The sequence below is a fragment of the Pseudomonas sp. MPR-R2A5 genome, assembly GCF_058793055.1.
This window is the reverse complement of the sequence record NZ_JBXAFK010000015.1, coordinates 62,555-80,744: the sequence shown is the minus strand read 5'-3', so window position 1 is coordinate 80,744 and position 18,190 is coordinate 62,555. Positions and strand designations below refer to the sequence as shown.

The window sequence follows — 18,190 nt, the reverse complement described above, 5'->3', positions numbered from 1 at the left end:
CTGACTTTCTGTGGCAAACGAGCTTGTCGTGGTGATCGGGCTTGTTGTGGTGGTCGGGCTTGTTGTGGTGGTCGGGCTTGTTGTGGCGAGCGGGCTTGCCCCGCGTTGGGCTGCGCAGCAGCCCCAGTGAAGGCCCAATCCTAACCGTGGGATCTGGAGCGTCTGGTTTTGGGGCCGCTTCGCGCCCCAACGCGGGGCAAGCCCGCTCGCCACAGTAAGTCCGCTCGCCACAACCTGATAATCTGCCCCGAACCTTTCTATCCGAGTTTGCGATGCACAGGCCCAACCGCCACACACTCTTCCCCTTCCTGAGCTGGCTGCCGCGTCAAACCCGAGCCAGCGTCGGTCGGGACGCGATGGTCGGGCTCAGCGGCGCCGTCCTCGCCTTGCCGCAGTCGATTGCCTACGCCCTCATTGCCGGTCTTCCCGCCGAATACGGCCTGTACGCCGCAATTATCCCGGTACTGATCGCCTGCCTCTGGGGCTCGTCCTGGCACTTGATCTGTGGCCCCACGGCGGCGATTTCCATTGTGCTGTACGCCAGCGTCAGCCCCTTGGCCGTGCCCGGGTCTCAGGACTACATCACCCTGATCCTGTTGCTGACATTCCTGGCCGGGCTGTTCCAGTGGTTGCTGGGCATGCTGCGCTTTGGCGCGCTGGTGAACTTCGTCTCGCATTCGGTGGTGCTGGGTTTCACCCTGGGCGCCGCCGTGGTGATTGCCCTGGGGCAGTTGCCTAATCTGCTGGGCCTGGATTTGCCGAGCCAGGCCACGGCAATCAATAGCCTGCTCGCACTGATCCACCATAGCGGCGAATGGGACCACGCATCGCTCGCCCTCGGGCTCGGCACTTTGCTGGTGGGTGCGTTGCTCAAATACCTTGTGCCTCGCTGGCCAACGCTGCTGATCGCGCTGGCCTTGGGCAGCCTGGCGGCGTGGCTGTGGCCGGGGATGTTCGGGCATGTGGCGCGGGTCAGCGCGTTCATCGGCAAACTGCCGCCGTTCAGCCCGTTGCCGCTGGATCCGGACATGATCCTGCGCCTGCTGCCCAGCGCCGTTGCGGTGGGCATGCTGGGGCTGGTGACCAGCCTGTCGATTGCCCGTTCGCTGTCAGCTCGCTCGCAACAACTGCTCGATGCCAACCAGGAAGTTCGTGCGCAGGGTTTATCCAATATCGTTGGTGGATTTTTCTCCGGGTATTTGTCAGCCGGTTCCTTCACCCGCTCTGGCCTCAGCTATGAGGCGGGCGCCTGTTCGCCGTTGGCAGGGGTGTTTTCCGCCTTATGGGTGGCCTTGTTTGCGCTGTTCGGCGCCGCACTGATCGCGCATATTCCGATCCCAAGCATGGCCGCCAGCATCTTGCTGATTTCCTGGGGCCTGGTGGATCGTCGGGGTATTCGCGCGTTGTTCCGCGTGAGCCGGGCAGAATTCGTAGTGATGAGCCTGACCTGCGTCGCCACCTTGCTTCTGGAGTTACAAACGGCGATTTATGCGGGGGTGTTGGCGTCGTTGTTTTTCTACCTCAAGCGCACGTCCCAGCCACGGGTTCAACAATGGCGTGAAGGGGACGAAGATGTGTTGCGCGTCGGCGGGTCGATTTTCTTTGGCGCCAGCCATTACCTGCAAGTGCGCTTGCAAAGCTTGCAGGGTGTACGGGTAGTGATCGAGGCGCAGCAGATCAACTTTATCGACTATTCCGGGGTGGAGATGCTGCACCAGGAGGCGCGTCGTTTAAGAGGGCTGGGGCGTAGCCTGACACTGCGCCGCGCCAGGCCGCAGGTGGTGGAGGAGTTGAAAAAACTGGAAGGGGCCGACCAATGCCCCATCCATTTCGAAGACTGAATACGGTTAAACAGGGGGGGGCTTGCCCCCTCCCACAGTTTGTTGAGTGTCAGGCCAACTGGCGGCGCAACTCGGCCAACACCGGCGCCGAATCCGGCCGCACACCACGCCACAGGAAGAACGCTTCCGCCGCCTGCTCCACCAACATGCCCAGGCCATCCATCGCCACTGCCGCGCCCTGTTCGGTGGCCCAGTGGCAGAACGCGGTCGGTTCCTTGGCGTACATCATGTCGTAGCAAAACGTCTTGCCCGGCTCGATCAAACTACTGGCAATCGGCGGTACATCGCCTGACAGGCTGGCGGACGTGGCATTGATGATCACCTCCACCGGCTCACGCAGCCAATCGAAACCACTGGCAGACACCGGGCCCAGGTCGTCGAACAATTCGGCGAGCATTTCAGCTTTTTCCACCGTGCGGTTGGCGATGATCAATGAGGCAGGTCGCTCGGCCAGCAATGGCTCCAATGCGCCACGTACCGCACCACCGGCGCCGAGCAAGAGGATGCGTTTACCTTGCAGGCTCAACCCGGCGTTGACCGTCAGGTCGCGCACCAGGCCGGCGCCATCCGTGTTATCGCCCAGCAAGCTGCCATCGGCCAGCTTGCTCAAGGTGTTCACCGCGCCGGCACGCTCGGCGCGCTCGGTCAGGGTGTCGGCCAGGCGGTAGGCGTCCTCCTTGAACGGTACGGTGACGTTGGCACCACGGCCATGCTGGAAAAACTCACGGGCACAACCGATGAAATCCTCCAGCGGCGCGAGCAAGCTGCTGTAGTCCAGTTGCTCGCCGGTCTGCTCGGCGAACATGCGGTGAATCAACGGCGACTTGCTGTGGCCGATGGGGTTGCCAAACACCACATAGCGATCCATCAAACCGCCGCCTTAGGCGTAGCAACGCCGAGCCAGTCGCGGTCTTGCAGGAAGTAATCGGTAAGGCGCGCTTCTTCGCTGCCGGCCTCGGCTTTCCAGTCGTAGCTCCAGCGCACTTGCGGCGGCAGCGACATCAGGATCGATTCGGTACGCCCGCCCGATTGCAGGCCGAACAGGGTGCCGCGGTCGTAGACCAGGTTGAACTCCACGTAGCGACCACGGCGGAATTCCTGGAATTCACGTTGTTGCGCGGTATAAGCCATGGCTTTGCGACGCTGCACAATGGGCAGGTACGCATCGATGTAGGCGTCGCCGATGGCGCGGATAAAAGCGAAGCAGGTGTCGAAGTCCCATTCGTTCAAGTCATCGAAGAACAGGCCGCCAATGCCGCGCGGTTCGTTGCGATGCTTGATATGGAAGTAGGTGTCACACCAGGCTTTGTAGCGTGAATACACATCCGGGCCAAACGGCGCACAGGCCTGCTCGGCGACGCGGTGCCAGTGGATGCAATCTTCTTCGTTGCCGTAGTAGGGCGTGAGGTCAAAACCGCCACCAAACCACCACACCGGTTCTTCGCCTTCTTTTTCGGCGATGAAGAAACGCACGTTGGCATGGGAAGTCGGCACATGAGGGTTGTGCGGGTGGATCACCAGCGATACGCCCAGGGCCTCAAAACCGCGACCGGCCAGCTCGGGGCGGTGCGCGCTGGCGGACGGTGGCAGGCCGCTGCCAAACACGTGGGAAAAATTGACGCCGCCTTTTTCGATCACCGAACCGTTTTCGATCACACGGGTGCGACCGCCGCCGCCGGCTGGCCGGGTCCAGGCGTCTTCGATAAAACGAGTGTCCGCCTCGAAGGTTTCCAGGGCGCTGCAAATGCGGTCTTGCAGGTCAAGCAGATAGGCTTTTACAGCCTCGGTGCGGGTAGTCATGGCATCACCTTGAATCGGGCAAAGCTACGCGAGGCCATGCGGCGTCGGCGGCAAATGGGCGCACAGGATACCACTGCACCTGCATACCACTGCACTTAGGTGCGTCGCTGTTGACGAAGATCAAGCTTAGGAGTCCGATAGGGGGCTACGCGATTTCGACCTCAGGAGAAGTGCAGATGGCCAAAAGAATCCAGTTCAGCGCCCACGGCGGCCCCGAAGTACTTGAATATGTGGACTACACGCCGGCTGAGCCAGGACCGCAGCAGGTTCGAGTGCTTAACAAAGCCATTGGCCTGAACTTCATCGACACTTACTACCGCAGCGGGTTGTATGCACCGCCGGCCCTGCCATCGGGACTGGGTGCGGAAGGCGCGGGTATCGTCGATGCGGTGGGCAGTGAGGTCACCCAATTCAAGGTCGGTGACCGCGTGGCCTACGGCAGTGGCCCACTCGGCGCCTACAGCGAATTGCACGTGCTGCCCGCCGCCAACCTGGTGCACCTGCCGGACGACATCAGCTTCGAACAGGCCGCCGGCGCCATGCTCAAAGGCCTGACCGTGCAGTATCTGCTGCGCCAGACCTATGAGTTGAAGGGGGGCGAAACCATCTTGTTCCACGCCGCTGCCGGTGGCGTGGGTTCCCTGGCGTGCCAATGGGCCAAGGCCCTGGGTGTGAAGCTGATCGGTACCGTCAGCTCGCCGGAGAAAGCCGCACTGGCCAAATCCCTGGGCGCCTGGGAGACCATCGACTACAGCAAGGAAAACGTCGCACAACGCGTGCTGGAATTGACCGACGGCAAAAAGGTGCCCGTGGTGTACGACGGCGTCGGCAAGGACACATGGCTGACCTCATTGGACAGCGTGGCGCCACGCGGTCTGGTGGTGAGCTTTGGCAATGCCTCGGGCGCGGTGGATGGGGTGAACCTGGGGATACTCGCAGCCAAAGGCTCGCTGTACGTGACGCGGCCAACCCTGGCGACCTACGCCAACAATCCGGCGAACCTGCAGGTGATGGCGGATGATCTGTTTTCGATGATCAAGAGCGGCAAGGTGCGCATTGATATCAACCAGCGCTTCCCGCTGGCGGAGGCGGCGAAGGCCCAGACCGAGTTGTCGGCACGGCGCACCACGGGGTCGACCATTCTGTTGCCTTGAGGGCCTCTTCGAGGGCGAGCCCTCTCCCACATTTGAACCCTGTCCGTCATGACAACACGGTCAAATGTGGGAGGGGGCTTGCTCCCGATGGCCGCGACGAGGTCTCAAGAAGGCCGCACCACCTCACCGGTCGCCAAATCGCGAATCAAGCTGGGGTTCTTGCGCCCACCCAGGGCGCCCCCCAATACCAGGTCGACCTGGCCACGGAAATACTGCTCCACCCGGATCCGCGTACGCGCCGCCGGGCGCCCTTGGGGGTTGGCCGAGGTCGAGATCAGCGGGCCCACCAGCGCGCACAAATCCCGCACCAACGGATGATCGCTGACCCGCAACGCCACGGTGTCATGCACACCCGTGACCCACTCCGGCAGCAAATCCTGGTGGGGTACCAGCCAGGTATTCGGCCCCGGCCAGGTGCTGGCCATGCGGTCGATCCATTCCTGCGGGAAATCTTCGAAGAGAAAATCGAACTGGCGGATAGTGTCCGCCACCAGGATCAGGCCCTTGTCCACCGAACGGTTCTTGATCGCCAGCAATCGGTCCACTGCGTCTTCGTTCCACGGATCACAGCCCAGGCCCCAGACCGCCTCGGTTGGATAGGCAATCACCGCGCCTGCGCGAATTTCTCGTGCGGCTTCCAGCACACGCCACCTGTTGACCATTGCTCACTCTCCGGACTAAAGCTCTGCGCAGTTTACCGATCTTCGTTACAAAACCTAGCAGCGCGCGAGCCAGCGCCCACTTTCACAGATCACCTGACCTTCCAGCTCCAGCTCGGTCAGGGTAGCCAGTAGCTCTGGCAAGGGGCGCCCGCTGGCAATCGCCAAGGCTTCGCTGGTGTGGGGCGCCGCATGCAGCAACGCCACCAGCGGATGAGTGACCGGCATCGGCGCGGGGCGCGACAACGCCTGCCAGCCGCGCAAACCTTCGAGGATGTGCTCGATGGTTTCCACCAGCACCGCGCCATCGCGGATCAACTGGTGACACCCCTTGGCCCCGGGATGGTGAATGGAGCCCGGGATCGCATACACCTCGCGCCCTTGTTCGGCCGCCAGCCGTGCAGTGATCAGCGAACCGCTGGCCATGCTGGCTTCCACCACCAGCACACCGAGGGACAGGCCGCTGATAATGCGGTTGCGCCGAGGGAAATTACCGGCCTGGGGCGCGGCATCGAGTGGAAACTCGGAAACCACGGCACTGCCCTGGGCAATCATCGCCGCCGCGAGCCGTCGGTGGCGCTGTGGATAAAAGTTTTCGAGCCCGGTGCCCAGCACGCCAATTGTCTGCCCACCAACATCCAATGCCGCTTGATGCGCCGCACCGTCAATGCCCAGGGCCAGGCCACTGGTGATGACAAAACCGGCGCTCGCCAGGCTGCGGGAAAAGGCGGCGGCAGTGTCCATTCCAGGGCGCGAAGCGCGGCGGCTGCCGACCACGGCCAGCTGTGGTTTTTCCAGGATAAAAGGGTCGCCAGCAACGAATAGCAGCGGCGGTGCATCGTCGATCTCGGCAAGCAGGGCGGGGTACTCAGGTTGGTCCCACATCAGCAAATGCTGGGCCGGGTGCCCCAGCCACGCCAATGCCGCACTGGCACCATCGCGGACTTCGTGGCTCCGCCGGGCATCGCCACTGATGGCCGGCAACCCCAGGGAACGCCAGGCACTGGCGGGCGCGCTGAGCGCCTTCGAGGCGCAGCCGAATGCCTCGATCAATAGGCGAAAACGCTTTGGACCCAGTTCCGGCAGCCTGTGCAAGCGCAGTCGCGCTTCCAGTTCGGACGGGGAAATTTCACTGCGGTTTATCGGAAACATCGGATCATCCTTGACCGGAACAAGCTGTGGATAACTCTGTTGGTAACTTATTTAGCAGGCTATTTATTGCGTTTGATGGGCAGTCTCGAAACGGTCCATCACAGCCAATGAACGCGAAGCGCTGAGGACCAAGCCATAACTGAGCTTTTCATAGGTGCGAAACACCAGCAGGGTGCCGGCGCGCTCATCGGGAAGTGTCACGGATGCGCCCGTCAAGACGTCGCGTACGCTGGCACCGGCTTTGATCACCGTTAGCAGATGGCCTTCGACCAGACCATCGCGGCGGCCTCTGTTCAAGGTCACGGCGTCCAGCACGCCAATCTGGCTCACGCCCTTGGGAATATCGATGATTTGCCCCTGGATAAAGGGCGTTGCCGTTGGCGTCTCCAGGTTGGCCAGTTCAACGGGTGGCTGGTTGCGCAGCAGGCGGTCGCCGGGGCGCACTTCCTGGGTCACCCGTTGCACAGCCAGGGTGGTGAGGTCGCCGGCCATCATGAAGCGTGCGGTGCCGATATCGTCGGCATTGATACCCAGCCATTCCTGGGTTTGGGGGTCGGTGTAGACCTTGCCCCGGCGAAAGATCCCATAGCTGGGCTGGGTCGGATCCAGGTCGCCCCTGGCATGCACGCGCTCGCCACTGGCGCCCAACACTCGTCCCGCGTCTGCCGCGACAATGTACGGCGCGTTGTCCAGGTCCTGGGGCGAATCGAGAATACGGTTATGTAACAAAAAACGCTGGATGGCCTGTTGCGTGGCGGGGTCCAGGCGCTGGCCGGACGGTGGCAGCAAGGCCATTGCGAAGGGGGCCCACAGCAGTAAGACGAGCAGCGATTTCCTCATGGGGTGAATCTCCTTTATTATGTGCGTTCGCGTGAAATGCCTTGGCCTTCGCGGCTTTCGAACGTTTCACACCGGCTGCCTGGGTCCGTCCCGACGCCGATTTGCCTCTACCTCACATGTGCAGCAATTACGCTTATGGCTATTTTGAACATCCTCGAATTCCCCGACTCGCGCCTGCGCACGATCGCCAAACCGGTGGCCGTAGTGGACGACAAGGTTCGTCAGTTGGTCGATGACATGTTTGAAACAATGTATGAAGCCCCGGGCATTGGCCTCGCCGCCACCCAGGTCAATGTGCATCAGCGTGTCGTGGTCATGGACCTGTCGGAAGATCGCAGCGAGCCACGGGTGTTCATCAACCCCGAATTCGAGCCGCTGACCGACGAGATGGGCGAATACCAGGAAGGCTGCCTGTCGGTGCCGGAGTTCTATGAGAACGTCGAGCGCCTATTGCGCGTGAAGATCAAGGCCCTGGACCGCGACGGCAACCCCTACGAGCTGGTCGCCGAAGGCCTCCTCGCGGTGTGCATCCAGCACGAATGCGACCACCTCAACGGCAAGCTGTTTGTCGATTACCTGTCCACGCTCAAACGTGACCGGATCAAGAAAAAGCTGGAAAAAAAGCATCGCCAGCAAGCTTGATGCCCTTCTTCCAAAGGCTTGCTGCGGCAAGCCTTTTTCTTTTGTGACTGCTTTTAACCGAGAACGCCCATGACCGAGCCACTGCGCATTGTTTTTGCCGGTACCCCTGAATTCGCCGCCGAACACCTCAAGGCGCTGCTCGCCAGCCCTTATGACATCGTTGCGGTGTACACCCAGCCGGATCGCCCGGCCGGGCGCGGGCAAAAACTGATGCCGAGCCCGGTCAAGCAATTGGCGCTCGAGCACAACATCCCCGTGCTGCAACCGCCAACCCTGCGTAACGCCGATGCCCAGGCCGAACTGGCCGCGCTGAAACCGGACCTGCTGGTGGTGGTGGCCTATGGCTTGATCTTGCCGCAGGTGGTGCTGGATATCCCGCGCCTCGGTTGCATCAATAGCCATGCCTCGCTGCTGCCACGCTGGCGCGGCGCCGCGCCGATCCAGCGCGCCGTGGAAGCGGGCGACAGCGAGAGCGGCGTGACCGTGATGCGCATGGAGGCGGGTTTGGACACCGGCCCGATGCTGCTCAAAGTCACCACCCCGATCACGGCCGCAGACACGGGTGGCAGCCTGCACGACCGCCTCGCCGAGATGGGCCCGCCCGCCGTGATCCAGGCCATTGCCGGTCTCGCTGCCGGAACCCTGCAGGGTGAGGTGCAGGACGACAGCTTGGCCACCTACGCCCACAAGCTGAACAAGGACGAAGCCCGCATCGACTGGAACCGCCCGGCTGTAGAGCTGGAGCGCCTGGTGCGTGCGTTCAATCCGTGGCCGATCTGCCACAGCACACTCAATGGCGAAGCCTTGAAAGTCCTGGCCGCCACCCTGGCCAACGGCAAAGGCGCCCCCGGTGAAATCATCGGCGCCAGCAAAGAGGGCTTGTTGGTCGCCTGCGGTGAGCAGGCGCTGTGCCTGACACGCCTGCAATTGCCAGGTGGCAAGGCGCTGAATTTCAGCGATTTGTACAACAGTCGCCGTGAGAAATTTTCCCTGGGCACGATCCTCGGGGCGGTAGCCCAATGAACCCGCGTCTGGCCGCCGCCAAGGCCCTGGCCGCCGTGCTCAACGGCAAGGCTTCGCTGAACAGTTCGCTGCCCACCCAGCTGGATAAGGTCGAAGACCGTGATCGCGGTTTCACCCAGGACCTGGCCTTTGGCACCGCGCGCTGGCAGCCACGCTTGTCGGCGCTGGCGGCCAAGCTGCTGCAAAAGCCCTTCAAGGCGGCCGATGCCGATGTGGAGGCGCTGCTATTGGTGGGCCTCTATCAGTTGCTCTATACCCGCGTGCCGGCCCACGCGGCCATCGGTGAAACCGTTGGTTGCGCCGACAAACTGAAAAAACCCTGGGCCAAGGCCCTGCTCAACGCCGTACTGCGCCGCGCCCAACGCGAAAGCGAAGCGCTGCTGGCCGAGCTGGAGCATGACCCAGTGGTGCGCACCGCACACCCGCGCTGGCTGCAAAAATCCCTGAAAGCCTTCTGGCCTGAGCAATGGGAAGCCATCTGCGCGGCCAACAATGCGCACCCGCCGATGATCCTGCGGGTCAACCGTCGCCATCACAGCCGTGATGCGTATCTGCAATTGCTGACGAACGCAGGCATCAACGCCACGCCATCCGTGTACAGCACCGACGGCATTGTGCTGGAAGCGGCCACCGACGTGCGCAGCCTGCCGGGTTTCGCCGAAGGCTGGATCAGCGTGCAGGACGAAGCCGCGCAACTGGCCGCCGACCTGCTCGACCTGGCTCCCGGCCAACGCGTGCTGGACGCCTGCTGTGCTCCAGGCGGTAAGACATGTCACATCCTCGAAGTTGAAAGGGACCTGGCCGGTGTAGTAGCTGTCGATCTTGAAGCCAAGCGCCTGGTGCGTGTACGCGAAAACCTCGCACGCCTGGGGCTCAGCGCCGAACTGATCGCCGCCGACGGCCGCGACACCGCCGCCTGGTGGGACGGCAAACCGTTCCAGCGCATCCTGCTCGACGCGCCGTGTTCCGCCACCGGTGTGATCCGCCGCCATCCGGACATCAAGCTCACCCGTCAACCCGACGACATCGCCGCCCTGGCCGTGCTGCAAGGCGAACTGCTCGACGCCCTGTGGCCGACCCTGGAGGTCGGCGGCATCCTGCTCTACGCCACCTGCTCTACCTTGCCCACCGAAAACACCGAGGTCATCGAGGCCTTCCTTGCGCGCACCAGCGGTGCGCGCGAACTGGACCTCGCCACGAGCGCCGGCATCAAGCAGCCCCATGGCCGCCAACTGCTTGCACAGCAAGGCGGACACGATGGCTTCTACTACGCCAAACTGATCAAGATTGCCGCCGCACGCGGCTGAATGGGTTTAAGGGAGTGACCGGATGAAAATCATCATCCTCGGGGCAGGGCAGGTCGGCGGCACGTTGGCCGAACATTTGGCCAGCGAAGCCAACGACATCACCGTGGTCGACACCGATGCCGAGCGCCTGCGTAACCTGGGCGACCGCCTGGATATTCGTACTGTGCAGGGCCGTGCATCGTTTCCTACGGTGCTGCGTCAGGCGGGTGCCGACGATGCCGACATGCTGGTCGCCGTCACCAACAGCGACGAGACCAATATGGTCGCCTGCCAGGTCGCCCACACCCTGTTCCATACCCCGACCAAGATCGCCCGTGTTCGCGAAGCTGCGTACCTGACCCGCGCCGGCCTGTTCGACAATGATGCGATCCCGGTGGACGTGTTGATCAGCCCCGAACAAGTGGTGACTCACTACATCAAGCGCCTGATCGAAATTCCTGGCGCCTTGCAGGTGATCGACTTCGCCGACGGCAAGGCGCAACTGGTCGCGGTGAAGGCTTACTACGGTGGCCCGCTGGTGGGCCAGCAACTGCGCCAGCTGCGCGAACACATGCCGAATGTGGAAACCCGCGTGGCGGCGATTTTCCGCCGTGACCGGCCGATCCTGCCCCAAGGCGATACGGTGATCGAAGCCGATGACGAAGTTTTCTTCATCGCCGCCAAAGCCAATATTCGTGCGGTGATGAGCGAAATGCGTCGGCTCGACGAGACGTATAAACGCATCGTCATCGCCGGTGGCGGGCAGATCGGCGAGCGCTTGGCCGAGGCGATCGAGAGCCGCTACCAGGTAAAAATCATCGAGATGAGCCCGGCACGCTGCCGGCATTTGTCCGACACCCTCGACAGCACCGTGGTCCTGCAAGGCAGCGCCTCGGACCGCGACCTGTTGATGGAAGAAAACATTGCCGACGCCGATATCTTCCTGGCCCTGACCAACGATGATGAAGCCAACATCATGTCTTCACTGCTGGCCAAAAGGCTGGGGGCCAAGAAGGTGATGACCATCATCAACAACCCGGCCTACGTCGACCTGATCCAGGGCGGCGATATCGACATCGCTATCAGCCCGCAGCTGGCCACTATCGGCACCTTGCTTGCCCATGTGCGCCGTGGCGATATCGTCAGCGTGCACTCCCTGCGCCGAGGCGCCGCGGAAGCCATCGAGGCGATTGCCCACGGTGATTCGAAGTCGAGCAAAGTGATTGGCAAAGCCATTCGGGATATCGGCCTGCCACCGGGCACGACCATCGGCGCGATCATTCGGGATGAAGAAGTGATCATCGCCCACGACGACACGATGATCGCCACCGGGGACCATGTGATCCTGTTCCTGGTGGATAAGAAACATATCCGCGATGTGGAGAAGCTGTTCCACGTGGGGTTGAGCTTTTTCTGATTAACCGGAGTGACCGACATGCTCGAATCCCTGGAAAAAATGCTCGCCAAGGGTGTGGATAACGCGCTGCTGCGCTTTGGGCTGGGCAAGGGCTATCTGGACTTGAAGGACAACGCCAAGGCGGCGGAGCATTTGCACAAGTGTGTCGAGTTCGATCCGAAGTATTCAGCTGCGTGGAAGCTGCTGGGCAAGTCTTACGCCGGATTGGGCAATCATCCGGCTGCACGACAGGCCTGGGAGAAGGGCATTGAAGCGGCACAGGCCCATGGCGACAAACAGGCCGAAAAAGAGATGGCGGTATTCCTGAAAAAACTCGACCGCCAGGCTTGAGCGGAACTCAAATGTGGGAGGGGGCTTACCCCCTCCCACATTTGGTTTTGTATTGGCCTTGGGTCAGCGCTGGGTCAGTACCACCGCGCCTCACCCGGCGGGCGTTTCTTGAAGCGTTTCATGCTCCACATGTACTGGCTTGGGTAGGCGCCGACGTAACGCTCCACCACCTTGCTCATCGCCGCGCAGGACGTAGCAGTGTCGGTGCTGTACATGTCTTCCGGCGCCGCTTCCAGAATCACTTTGTAGCCCGAGCCATCCGGCAGGCGCAGCGCATGCAGGAACACACCGACGGCCTTATGGCCGGCGAGCATGTTCGGCACGAACTTGCTGGTCAGCGCCTGCGTAGCGAAGAACGGCACGAAGATCCCGGCGGATTCCGCCGGTTCAGGGTCGGCGGGGATGCCCACCTGGCCACCTTTGCGCACTTCCTTGATCACACTGAGGATGCCTTCCTTGGTGGAGGCGGCCACGCGGTTACCCAGTTGCACGCGCTGCTTGCGTAATAAGTCGTCCACGGCCTTGAGCTTGGGCGGGCGGTAGAAAATGATCGGTTTGCACTGGCTGCAATAGAAATGGTTCAACACTTCCCAATTGCCCAGGTGGCTGGTGATACCGACCACGCCTTTGCCTGAGGCCAGGGCTTCATGCAGCACTTCCAGGCCCTCGACCTCGCGCACCAGGTCGATGGAACGCTGCGCCGGCCAGATCCAGGCGCAGGCGCTTTCGGTCAAGGACTTGCCGATGTCCATCAGGCTGCGGCCCACCAGGCGCTCGCGTTCGGCCGGGTCCATGTCCGGGAAGCACTTGGAGAGGTTGATCCGCACCGTGTCGCGGGAGCGGTTGGGGGTTTTCCACATGATCCAGCCAATGGCCGAACCCACGGCTTGCACCGCGCGCCAAGGCAGCAGGGCAAACAACCGAAGAGCGCCTACCAGCAAGGCGCCTTTAAACTTTTCCACAGGTCACTCCTGATCGTGTGTAGTGCGCAAAGCGCGCATTCTAACCGGCGTTGGCCAGGTCCGCGTAACGGTCACAGTCCTGGGTGTGGTCCATGACCATGCCTGAAGCCTGCATGAACGCGTAGCAAATGGTCGGGCCGACAAAGGTGAAACCGGCTTTTTTCAGGGCACGGCTCATGGCTTCAGCCTCCGGCGTAATCGCCGGGACTTCGCTGCGGTCCTTGAAATGATTGATCTTGGGCACGCCGCCGACAAACGACCAGAGCAATCCCACGGGGTCCTCCAGCGCCAGCCAGGCCGCGGCATTTCGGCGGGTCGCGTTGAGCTTCAAGCGATTGCGCACAATGCCTGGGTCGAGCATCAACGCTTCGATCTCAGCGTCGGTCAGGCGCGCCAACCGCTGCGCATCAAAACCGAACAAGACCTTTCGATAATGCTCGCGTTTGCGTAAAACGGTGATCCAGGAAAGGCCCGCCTGGAACCCTTCGAGCAAAAGCAACTCGAACAAACCCTGCGCGTCGCGCAGCGGCGTTCCCCACTCCTGATCGTGATAAGCCATGTACAGCGGATCTTCAGAACACCAAAAGCAGCGTGGCATAAGGCTCCAGGGGATGGTGGCGCGGCCGAATCGGGTATACTCCCGCTCTTTAAATCGCAGCCCAAGTAACAGGTGAATTTCGTGAGCCAGCCTACGCCAGCCGTGCGTACCTTCCAAGACTTGATCCTCGCCCTCCAGCAATACTGGGCCGAGCAAGGTTGTGTGGTACTTCAGCCCTACGATATGGAAGTAGGCGCCGGCACTTTCCACACCGCAACCTTCCTGCGGGCCATCGGCCCGGAAACCTGGAACGCCGCTTATGTGCAGCCCAGTCGTCGCCCGACTGACGGCCGCTACGGCGAGAACCCGAACCGTCTGCAGCACTACTACCAGTTCCAGGTGGTACTGAAGCCGAACCCGGACAACTTCCAGGAGCTGTACCTGGGCTCGCTGAAACATGTCGGCCTGGACCCGCTGGTCCACGACATCCGTTTCGTCGAAGACAACTGGGAGTCGCCAACCCTGGGCGCCTGGGGCCTGGGCTGGGAAGTCTGGCTCAACGGCATGGAAGTGACGCAGTTCACCTACTTCCAGCAAGCGGGCGGCATCGAGTGCTACCCGGTGACCGGCGAGATCACCTACGGTCTTGAACGCCTGGCCATGTACCTGCAAGGCGTGGACTCGGTCTACGACCTGGTGTGGGCTGACGGCCCGTTCGGCAAAGTGACTTACGGCGATGTGTTCCACCAGAACGAAGTGGAGCAGTCGACCTATAACTTCGAACACGCCAACGTCGAGAAGCTGTTCGAACTGTTCGACTTCTATGAAAGCGAAGCCAAGCGCCTGATCGAACTGGATCAGCCGCTGCCGTTGCCGAGTTATGAAATGGTGTTGAAGGCCTCCCATACCTTCAACCTGCTGGACGCCCGCCGTGCCATCTCGGTAACCGCGCGTCAGCAATACATCCTGCGTGTACGCACCCTGGCGCGTTCCGTCGCCCAAGCCTACCTGCTGGCACGCGCCAAGCTGGGCTTCCCGATGGCAACCCCGGACCTGCGTGATGAAGTGTTGGCTAAGCTGGAGGCTGCACAATGAGTGCTCAAGATTTCCTGGTTGAACTGGGCACCGAAGAGCTGCCACCCAAGGCATTGAACACCCTGGCCGATGCGTTCCTGGCCGGTATCGAAAAGGGCCTGCAGACCGCCGGCCTGAAGTTTGCCGCGAAAAAAGTCTACGCCGCGCCACGTCGCCTGGCCGTGTTGCTGACCGCGCTGGAAACCCAGCAGCCGGACCGCAGCATCAACCTCGACGGCCCGCCACGCCAGGCGGCTTTCGACGCCGAAGGCAACCCGACGCAAGCCGCACTGGGCTTCGCCAAGAAGTGTGGCGTCGAGCTGAGCGAGATCGACCAGAGCGGCCCGAAACTGCGTTTCAGCCAGGTCATCAAGGGCAAGCCGACCGCCAGCCTGTTGCCGACGATCGTTGAAGACTCCCTCAACGACCTGCCGATCCCTAAGCGCATGCGCTGGGGGGCACGCAAGGAAGAGTTCGTGCGCCCGACCCAGTGGCTGGTGATGCTGCTCGGTGACCAGGTCATCGACTGCACCATCCTTGCCCAGAAAGCCGGCCGCGATTCCCGTGGTCACCGCTTCCACCACCCGCAAAGCGTACGTATCACCGCGCCGGCCAACTACCTTGATGACCTGCGTGCAGCGTACGTGCTGGCGGATGCCAATGAGCGTCGCGAGCTGATCAGCAAGCGCACCGAAGAGCTGGCCCGCCTGCAGGAAGGTACTGCCATCGTGCCGCCAAACCTGCTCGACGAAGTGACCGCCCTGGTTGAATGGCCGGTGCCGCTGGTGTGCTCGTTCGAGGAACGCTTCCTCGACGTGCCGCAGGAAGCGCTGATCACCACCATGCAGGACAACCAGAAGTACTTCTGCCTGCTGGACGTGGACGGCAAATTGTTGCCGCGCTTTATCACCGTGGCCAACATCGAGAGCAAGGACCCGCAGCAGATCATCGCCGGTAACGAGAAAGTCGTGCGCCCGCGCCTGACCGACGCCGAGTTCTTCTTCAAGCAAGACAAGAAGCAGAAGCTCGAAGACTTCAACCTGCGCCTGCAAAACGTGGTGTTCCAGGAAAAACTCGGCAGCGTCTACGACAAAGCCGTACGGGTTTCCAAGCTGGCGGCCTACATTGCCCCGCGCATTGGGGGTGACGCGGCATGGGCCGCGCGTGCCGGCCTGCTGTCCAAGTGCGACCTGGCCACCGAGATGGTGGGCGAGTTTCCGGAGATGCAAGGCGTTGCCGGTTACTACTACGCCCTCAATGACGGCGAGCCGGACGATGTCGCCCTGGCACTGAACGAGCAGTACATGCCGCGCGGTGCTGGCGCCGAGTTGCCGACCACCCTGACCGGTGCGGCCGTGGCCATCGCCGACAAACTCGACACCCTGGTGGGTATCTTCGGTATCGGCATGCTGCCTACTGGCAGCAAAGACCCCTATGCCTTGCGCCGGGCGGCGCTGGGCGTGCTACGGATCCTGATCGACAAGAAGCTCGACCTCGACCTGACCCAGGCCGTGGTGTTCGCTGTCGGCCAGTTTGGTGGCAAGGTCAAGCAAACCGGCCTGGCTGAACAGGTACTCGAATTCGTATTCGACCGCCTGCGTGCGCGTTACGAAGACGAAGGCGTGGACGTTTCGGTGTATCTGTCGGTACGTGCCCTGCAACCAGGTTCGGCGCTGGACTTCGACCAGCGCGTACAGGCCGTACAAGCGTTCCGCAAGCTGCCGGAAGCCGATGCCCTGGCCGCCGTGAACAAGCGTGTATCGAACCTGCTGAGCAAGGCCGAAGGCCTGGGCAACGCCGATGTCGACCCTGGCCTGTTCGCCGATGCCAAGGAGTTTTCGTTGAACTCGGCTATCGCCAAGGCCGAAAACGCGGTGAAGCCGCTGATCGCCGAACGTAACTACGCCGAAGCCCTGGCACGCCTGGCCACCTTGCGTGAGCCGGTGGACGCGTTCTTCGAAGCGGTGATGATCAATGCCGAAGATGCTGGCGTGCGGAAAAACCGCTACGCCATGCTGGCGCGTCTGCGCGGCCTGTTCATCAACATCGCTGACATTTCCGTACTGGGCTGATCATGTTGAAACTGCTGATTCTCGATCGGGACGGAGTCATCAATTACGACTCCGACGCTTACATCAAGTCGGTGGCGGAATGGATTCCATTGCCCGGTTCGATCGAGGCCATCGCGCAGTTGAGCAAAGCCGGCTGGACGGTGGCCATTGCCACCAACCAGTCCGGCATCGCCCGCGGCTATTACGACATCGCCACACTGGACGCCATGCACGCGCGCTTGCGCACATTGGTGGCCGAGCAGGGCGGTGAGGTGGGGCTGGTGGTGTACTGCCCCCACGGGCCGGATGAGGGCTGCGATTGCCGCAAACCCAAGCCTGGCATGCTGAAAACCATTGCAGAACATTACAACGTGCCCCTGGCTGGGCTATGGTTCGTCGGGGACAGCCTCGGTGACCTGGAGGCGGCCAAAGCCGTCGACTCTCAGCCAGTTTTGGTTAAGACCGGGAAAGGCGAAAAGACCCAGGCGAAAAACCTGCCGGTAGGCACCTTGATTTTTGACGATCTGGCGGCGGTTGCCGCAGAACTTATCAACAACTAGCCGCCCTCGACTTCCTGACCAAGGACTGTTCGGGAGTGCGCTTTTAACAGGCGGGCGTTGTCCCGCAACGGTAAATGCCGCCATGTCGATTTTGCAGGCCATCAGAACCTTCTTCTTTTACCTGCTGTTGGGCACCAGCTCGTTTCTCTGGTGCACCCTGAGCTTTTTTATCGCGCCCTTCCTGCCGTTCAAAGCGCGCTATCGCTTCATCAACGTCTATTGGTGCCGCTGTGCGTTGTGGCTGACCAAGGTGTTCCTGAACATCCGTTTCGAGGTCAAGGGCGCGGAAAACGTCCCGGACCAGCCTTGCGTGATTCTGTCGAACCACCAGAGCACCTGGGAGACGTTCTTCCTGTCGGCGTACTTCTCGCCTTTGAGCCAGGTGCTCAAGCGTGAACTGCTGTACGTGCCGTTCTTCGGCTGGGCCATGGCCATGTTGCGGCCGATCGCCATCGACCGTGACAACCCCAAGGCCGCACTCAAGCACGTGGCCAAGAAGGGTGATGAGTTGCTCAAGGACGGTGTGTGGGTGCTGATCTTTCCGGAAGGTACACGCGTGCCCTACGGTACCGTCGGCAAGTTCTCCCGGGGCGGCACCGCGTTGGCGGTCAATGCCCACCTGCCTGTGTTGCCCATTGCCCACAACGCCGGCAAGTTCTGGCCAAAGACCGGTTGGGCCAAGCGTGCTGGCACTATCACTGTGGTGATTGGCGAACCGATGTACGCCGAGGGGGAAGGGCCGCGGGCCATTGCCGCGCTGAATGACCGCGCTGCCGCGTGGAACGAAGCCCAGCAACGCGCCATGGGTTCGCTGCCACCGGAGCCGGTGGTGGTCGAGACGCCGGTGATTTGAGGTTCTGT

At 61.9% G+C, this 18,190-nt stretch carries 18 protein-coding genes; 11 read left to right on the top strand and 7 right to left on the bottom strand.

Annotated features, from left to right (window positions below; translation table 11 throughout):
* Positions 1-272 precede the first annotated feature (272 nt).
* Positions 273-1,841: a SulP family inorganic anion transporter gene (locus AC1Q6I_RS13305; RefSeq protein ID WP_102623675.1), complete on the top strand. Its 1,569-nt coding sequence runs from the start codon at positions 273-275 to the stop codon at positions 1,839-1,841.
* A gap of 49 nt (positions 1,842-1,890) precedes the next feature.
* Here AC1Q6I_RS13305 and aroE read toward each other — a convergent pair whose 3' ends face one another.
* Both aroE and hemF read right to left on the bottom strand, forming a co-directional pair.
* On the bottom strand, positions 1,891-2,709 hold the full coding sequence (gene aroE / locus AC1Q6I_RS13300) for a shikimate dehydrogenase (RefSeq protein WP_102623674.1): 819 nt from the start codon (positions 2,707-2,709) through the stop codon (positions 1,891-1,893).
* Positions 2,709-3,641, bottom strand: a complete 933-nt coding sequence (hemF, locus tag AC1Q6I_RS13295; RefSeq protein ID WP_024072575.1) for an oxygen-dependent coproporphyrinogen oxidase — start codon at positions 3,639-3,641, stop codon at positions 2,709-2,711. The genes aroE and hemF overlap by 1 nt, the downstream gene beginning before the upstream one ends.
* Before the next feature lie 176 nt (positions 3,642-3,817).
* Between hemF and AC1Q6I_RS13290 the strand changes: the two genes are divergently transcribed.
* Positions 3,818-4,795 carry an NADPH:quinone reductase gene (locus AC1Q6I_RS13290; protein WP_024072574.1) on the top strand — a complete coding sequence of 326 codons (978 nt, stop codon included), beginning with the start codon at positions 3,818-3,820 and terminating at the stop codon, positions 4,793-4,795.
* Positions 4,796-4,899: 104 nt separating this feature from the next.
* Here the strand turns inward: AC1Q6I_RS13290 and tsaC are convergent, their stop codons facing one another.
* From tsaC to AC1Q6I_RS13275, 3 genes are all read right to left on the bottom strand, one after another.
* Positions 4,900-5,457, bottom strand: a complete 558-nt coding sequence (gene tsaC, locus AC1Q6I_RS13285; RefSeq protein WP_024072573.1) for an L-threonylcarbamoyladenylate synthase type 1 TsaC — start codon at positions 5,455-5,457, stop codon at positions 4,900-4,902.
* 54 nt (positions 5,458-5,511) lie between these two features.
* Positions 5,512-6,606 carry a DNA-processing protein DprA gene (dprA, locus tag AC1Q6I_RS13280; RefSeq protein WP_024072572.1) on the bottom strand — a complete coding sequence of 365 codons (1,095 nt, stop codon included), beginning with the start codon at positions 6,604-6,606 and terminating at the stop codon, positions 5,512-5,514.
* A gap of 63 nt (positions 6,607-6,669) precedes the next feature.
* Entirely contained in the window at positions 6,670-7,446 is a 777-nt protein-coding gene (locus AC1Q6I_RS13275) for a peptidoglycan-binding protein (RefSeq protein WP_102623673.1), read from the bottom strand.
* Positions 7,447-7,581: 135 nt separating this feature from the next.
* Between AC1Q6I_RS13275 and def the strand changes: the two genes are divergently transcribed.
* The 5 genes from def to AC1Q6I_RS13250 all read left to right on the top strand — a co-directional run bounded on the left by def (position 7,582) and on the right by AC1Q6I_RS13250 (position 12,144).
* Positions 7,582-8,088: a peptide deformylase gene (gene def, locus AC1Q6I_RS13270; RefSeq protein WP_102623672.1), complete on the top strand. Its 507-nt coding sequence runs from the start codon at positions 7,582-7,584 to the stop codon at positions 8,086-8,088.
* A 69-nt stretch (positions 8,089-8,157) separates the two neighbouring features.
* Complete coding sequence (gene fmt, locus AC1Q6I_RS13265) at positions 8,158-9,111, top strand: methionyl-tRNA formyltransferase (RefSeq protein WP_102623671.1); 954 nt, start codon at positions 8,158-8,160, stop codon at positions 9,109-9,111.
* Positions 9,108-10,418 (top strand): 16S rRNA (cytosine(967)-C(5))-methyltransferase RsmB, encoded by a 1,311-nt coding sequence (gene rsmB, locus AC1Q6I_RS13260; RefSeq protein WP_102623670.1) that lies wholly within the window; start codon positions 9,108-9,110, stop codon positions 10,416-10,418. Before fmt ends, rsmB begins: the two co-directional genes overlap by 4 nt.
* A 22-nt stretch (positions 10,419-10,440) precedes the next feature.
* Positions 10,441-11,814, top strand: a complete 1,374-nt coding sequence (trkA, locus tag AC1Q6I_RS13255) for a Trk system potassium transporter TrkA (protein WP_024072567.1) — start codon at positions 10,441-10,443, stop codon at positions 11,812-11,814.
* An 18-nt stretch (positions 11,815-11,832) separates the two neighbouring features.
* Positions 11,833-12,144, top strand: a complete 312-nt coding sequence (locus AC1Q6I_RS13250) for a tetratricopeptide repeat protein (protein ID WP_024072566.1) — start codon at positions 11,833-11,835, stop codon at positions 12,142-12,144.
* A 74-nt stretch (positions 12,145-12,218) separates the two neighbouring features.
* Here AC1Q6I_RS13250 and AC1Q6I_RS13245 read toward each other — a convergent pair whose 3' ends face one another.
* Together AC1Q6I_RS13245 and AC1Q6I_RS13240 are read right to left on the bottom strand one after the other, a co-directional pair.
* Positions 12,219-13,106, bottom strand: a complete 888-nt coding sequence (locus AC1Q6I_RS13245) for a lysophospholipid acyltransferase (RefSeq protein WP_017848962.1) — start codon at positions 13,104-13,106, stop codon at positions 12,219-12,221.
* A 40-nt stretch (positions 13,107-13,146) separates the two neighbouring features.
* Positions 13,147-13,704 (bottom strand): DNA-3-methyladenine glycosylase I, encoded by a 558-nt coding sequence (locus AC1Q6I_RS13240; RefSeq protein WP_024072564.1) that lies wholly within the window; start codon positions 13,702-13,704, stop codon positions 13,147-13,149.
* 81 nt (positions 13,705-13,785) lie between these two features.
* On the opposite strand from AC1Q6I_RS13240, the gene glyQ reads away from it, so the two are divergent.
* From glyQ to AC1Q6I_RS13220, 4 genes are all read left to right on the top strand, one after another.
* Positions 13,786-14,739, top strand: coding sequence for a glycine--tRNA ligase subunit alpha (gene glyQ, locus AC1Q6I_RS13235; RefSeq protein WP_003213601.1), 954 nt, complete (start codon positions 13,786-13,788; stop codon positions 14,737-14,739).
* Positions 14,736-16,790: a glycine--tRNA ligase subunit beta gene (glyS, locus tag AC1Q6I_RS13230; protein ID WP_024072563.1), complete on the top strand. Its 2,055-nt coding sequence runs from the start codon at positions 14,736-14,738 to the stop codon at positions 16,788-16,790. The genes glyQ and glyS overlap by 4 nt, the downstream gene beginning before the upstream one ends.
* A complete protein-coding gene (gmhB, locus tag AC1Q6I_RS13225) occupies positions 16,790-17,329 on the top strand; it encodes a D-glycero-beta-D-manno-heptose 1,7-bisphosphate 7-phosphatase (RefSeq protein WP_172831391.1) in 540 nt (179 codons plus the stop codon). The genes glyS and gmhB overlap by 1 nt, the downstream gene beginning before the upstream one ends.
* Positions 17,330-17,411: 82 nt before the next feature.
* Positions 17,412-18,182, top strand: coding sequence for a lysophospholipid acyltransferase family protein (locus AC1Q6I_RS13220; protein WP_024072561.1), 771 nt, complete (start codon positions 17,412-17,414; stop codon positions 18,180-18,182).
* The last annotated feature ends 8 nt before the right edge of the window (positions 18,183-18,190 follow it).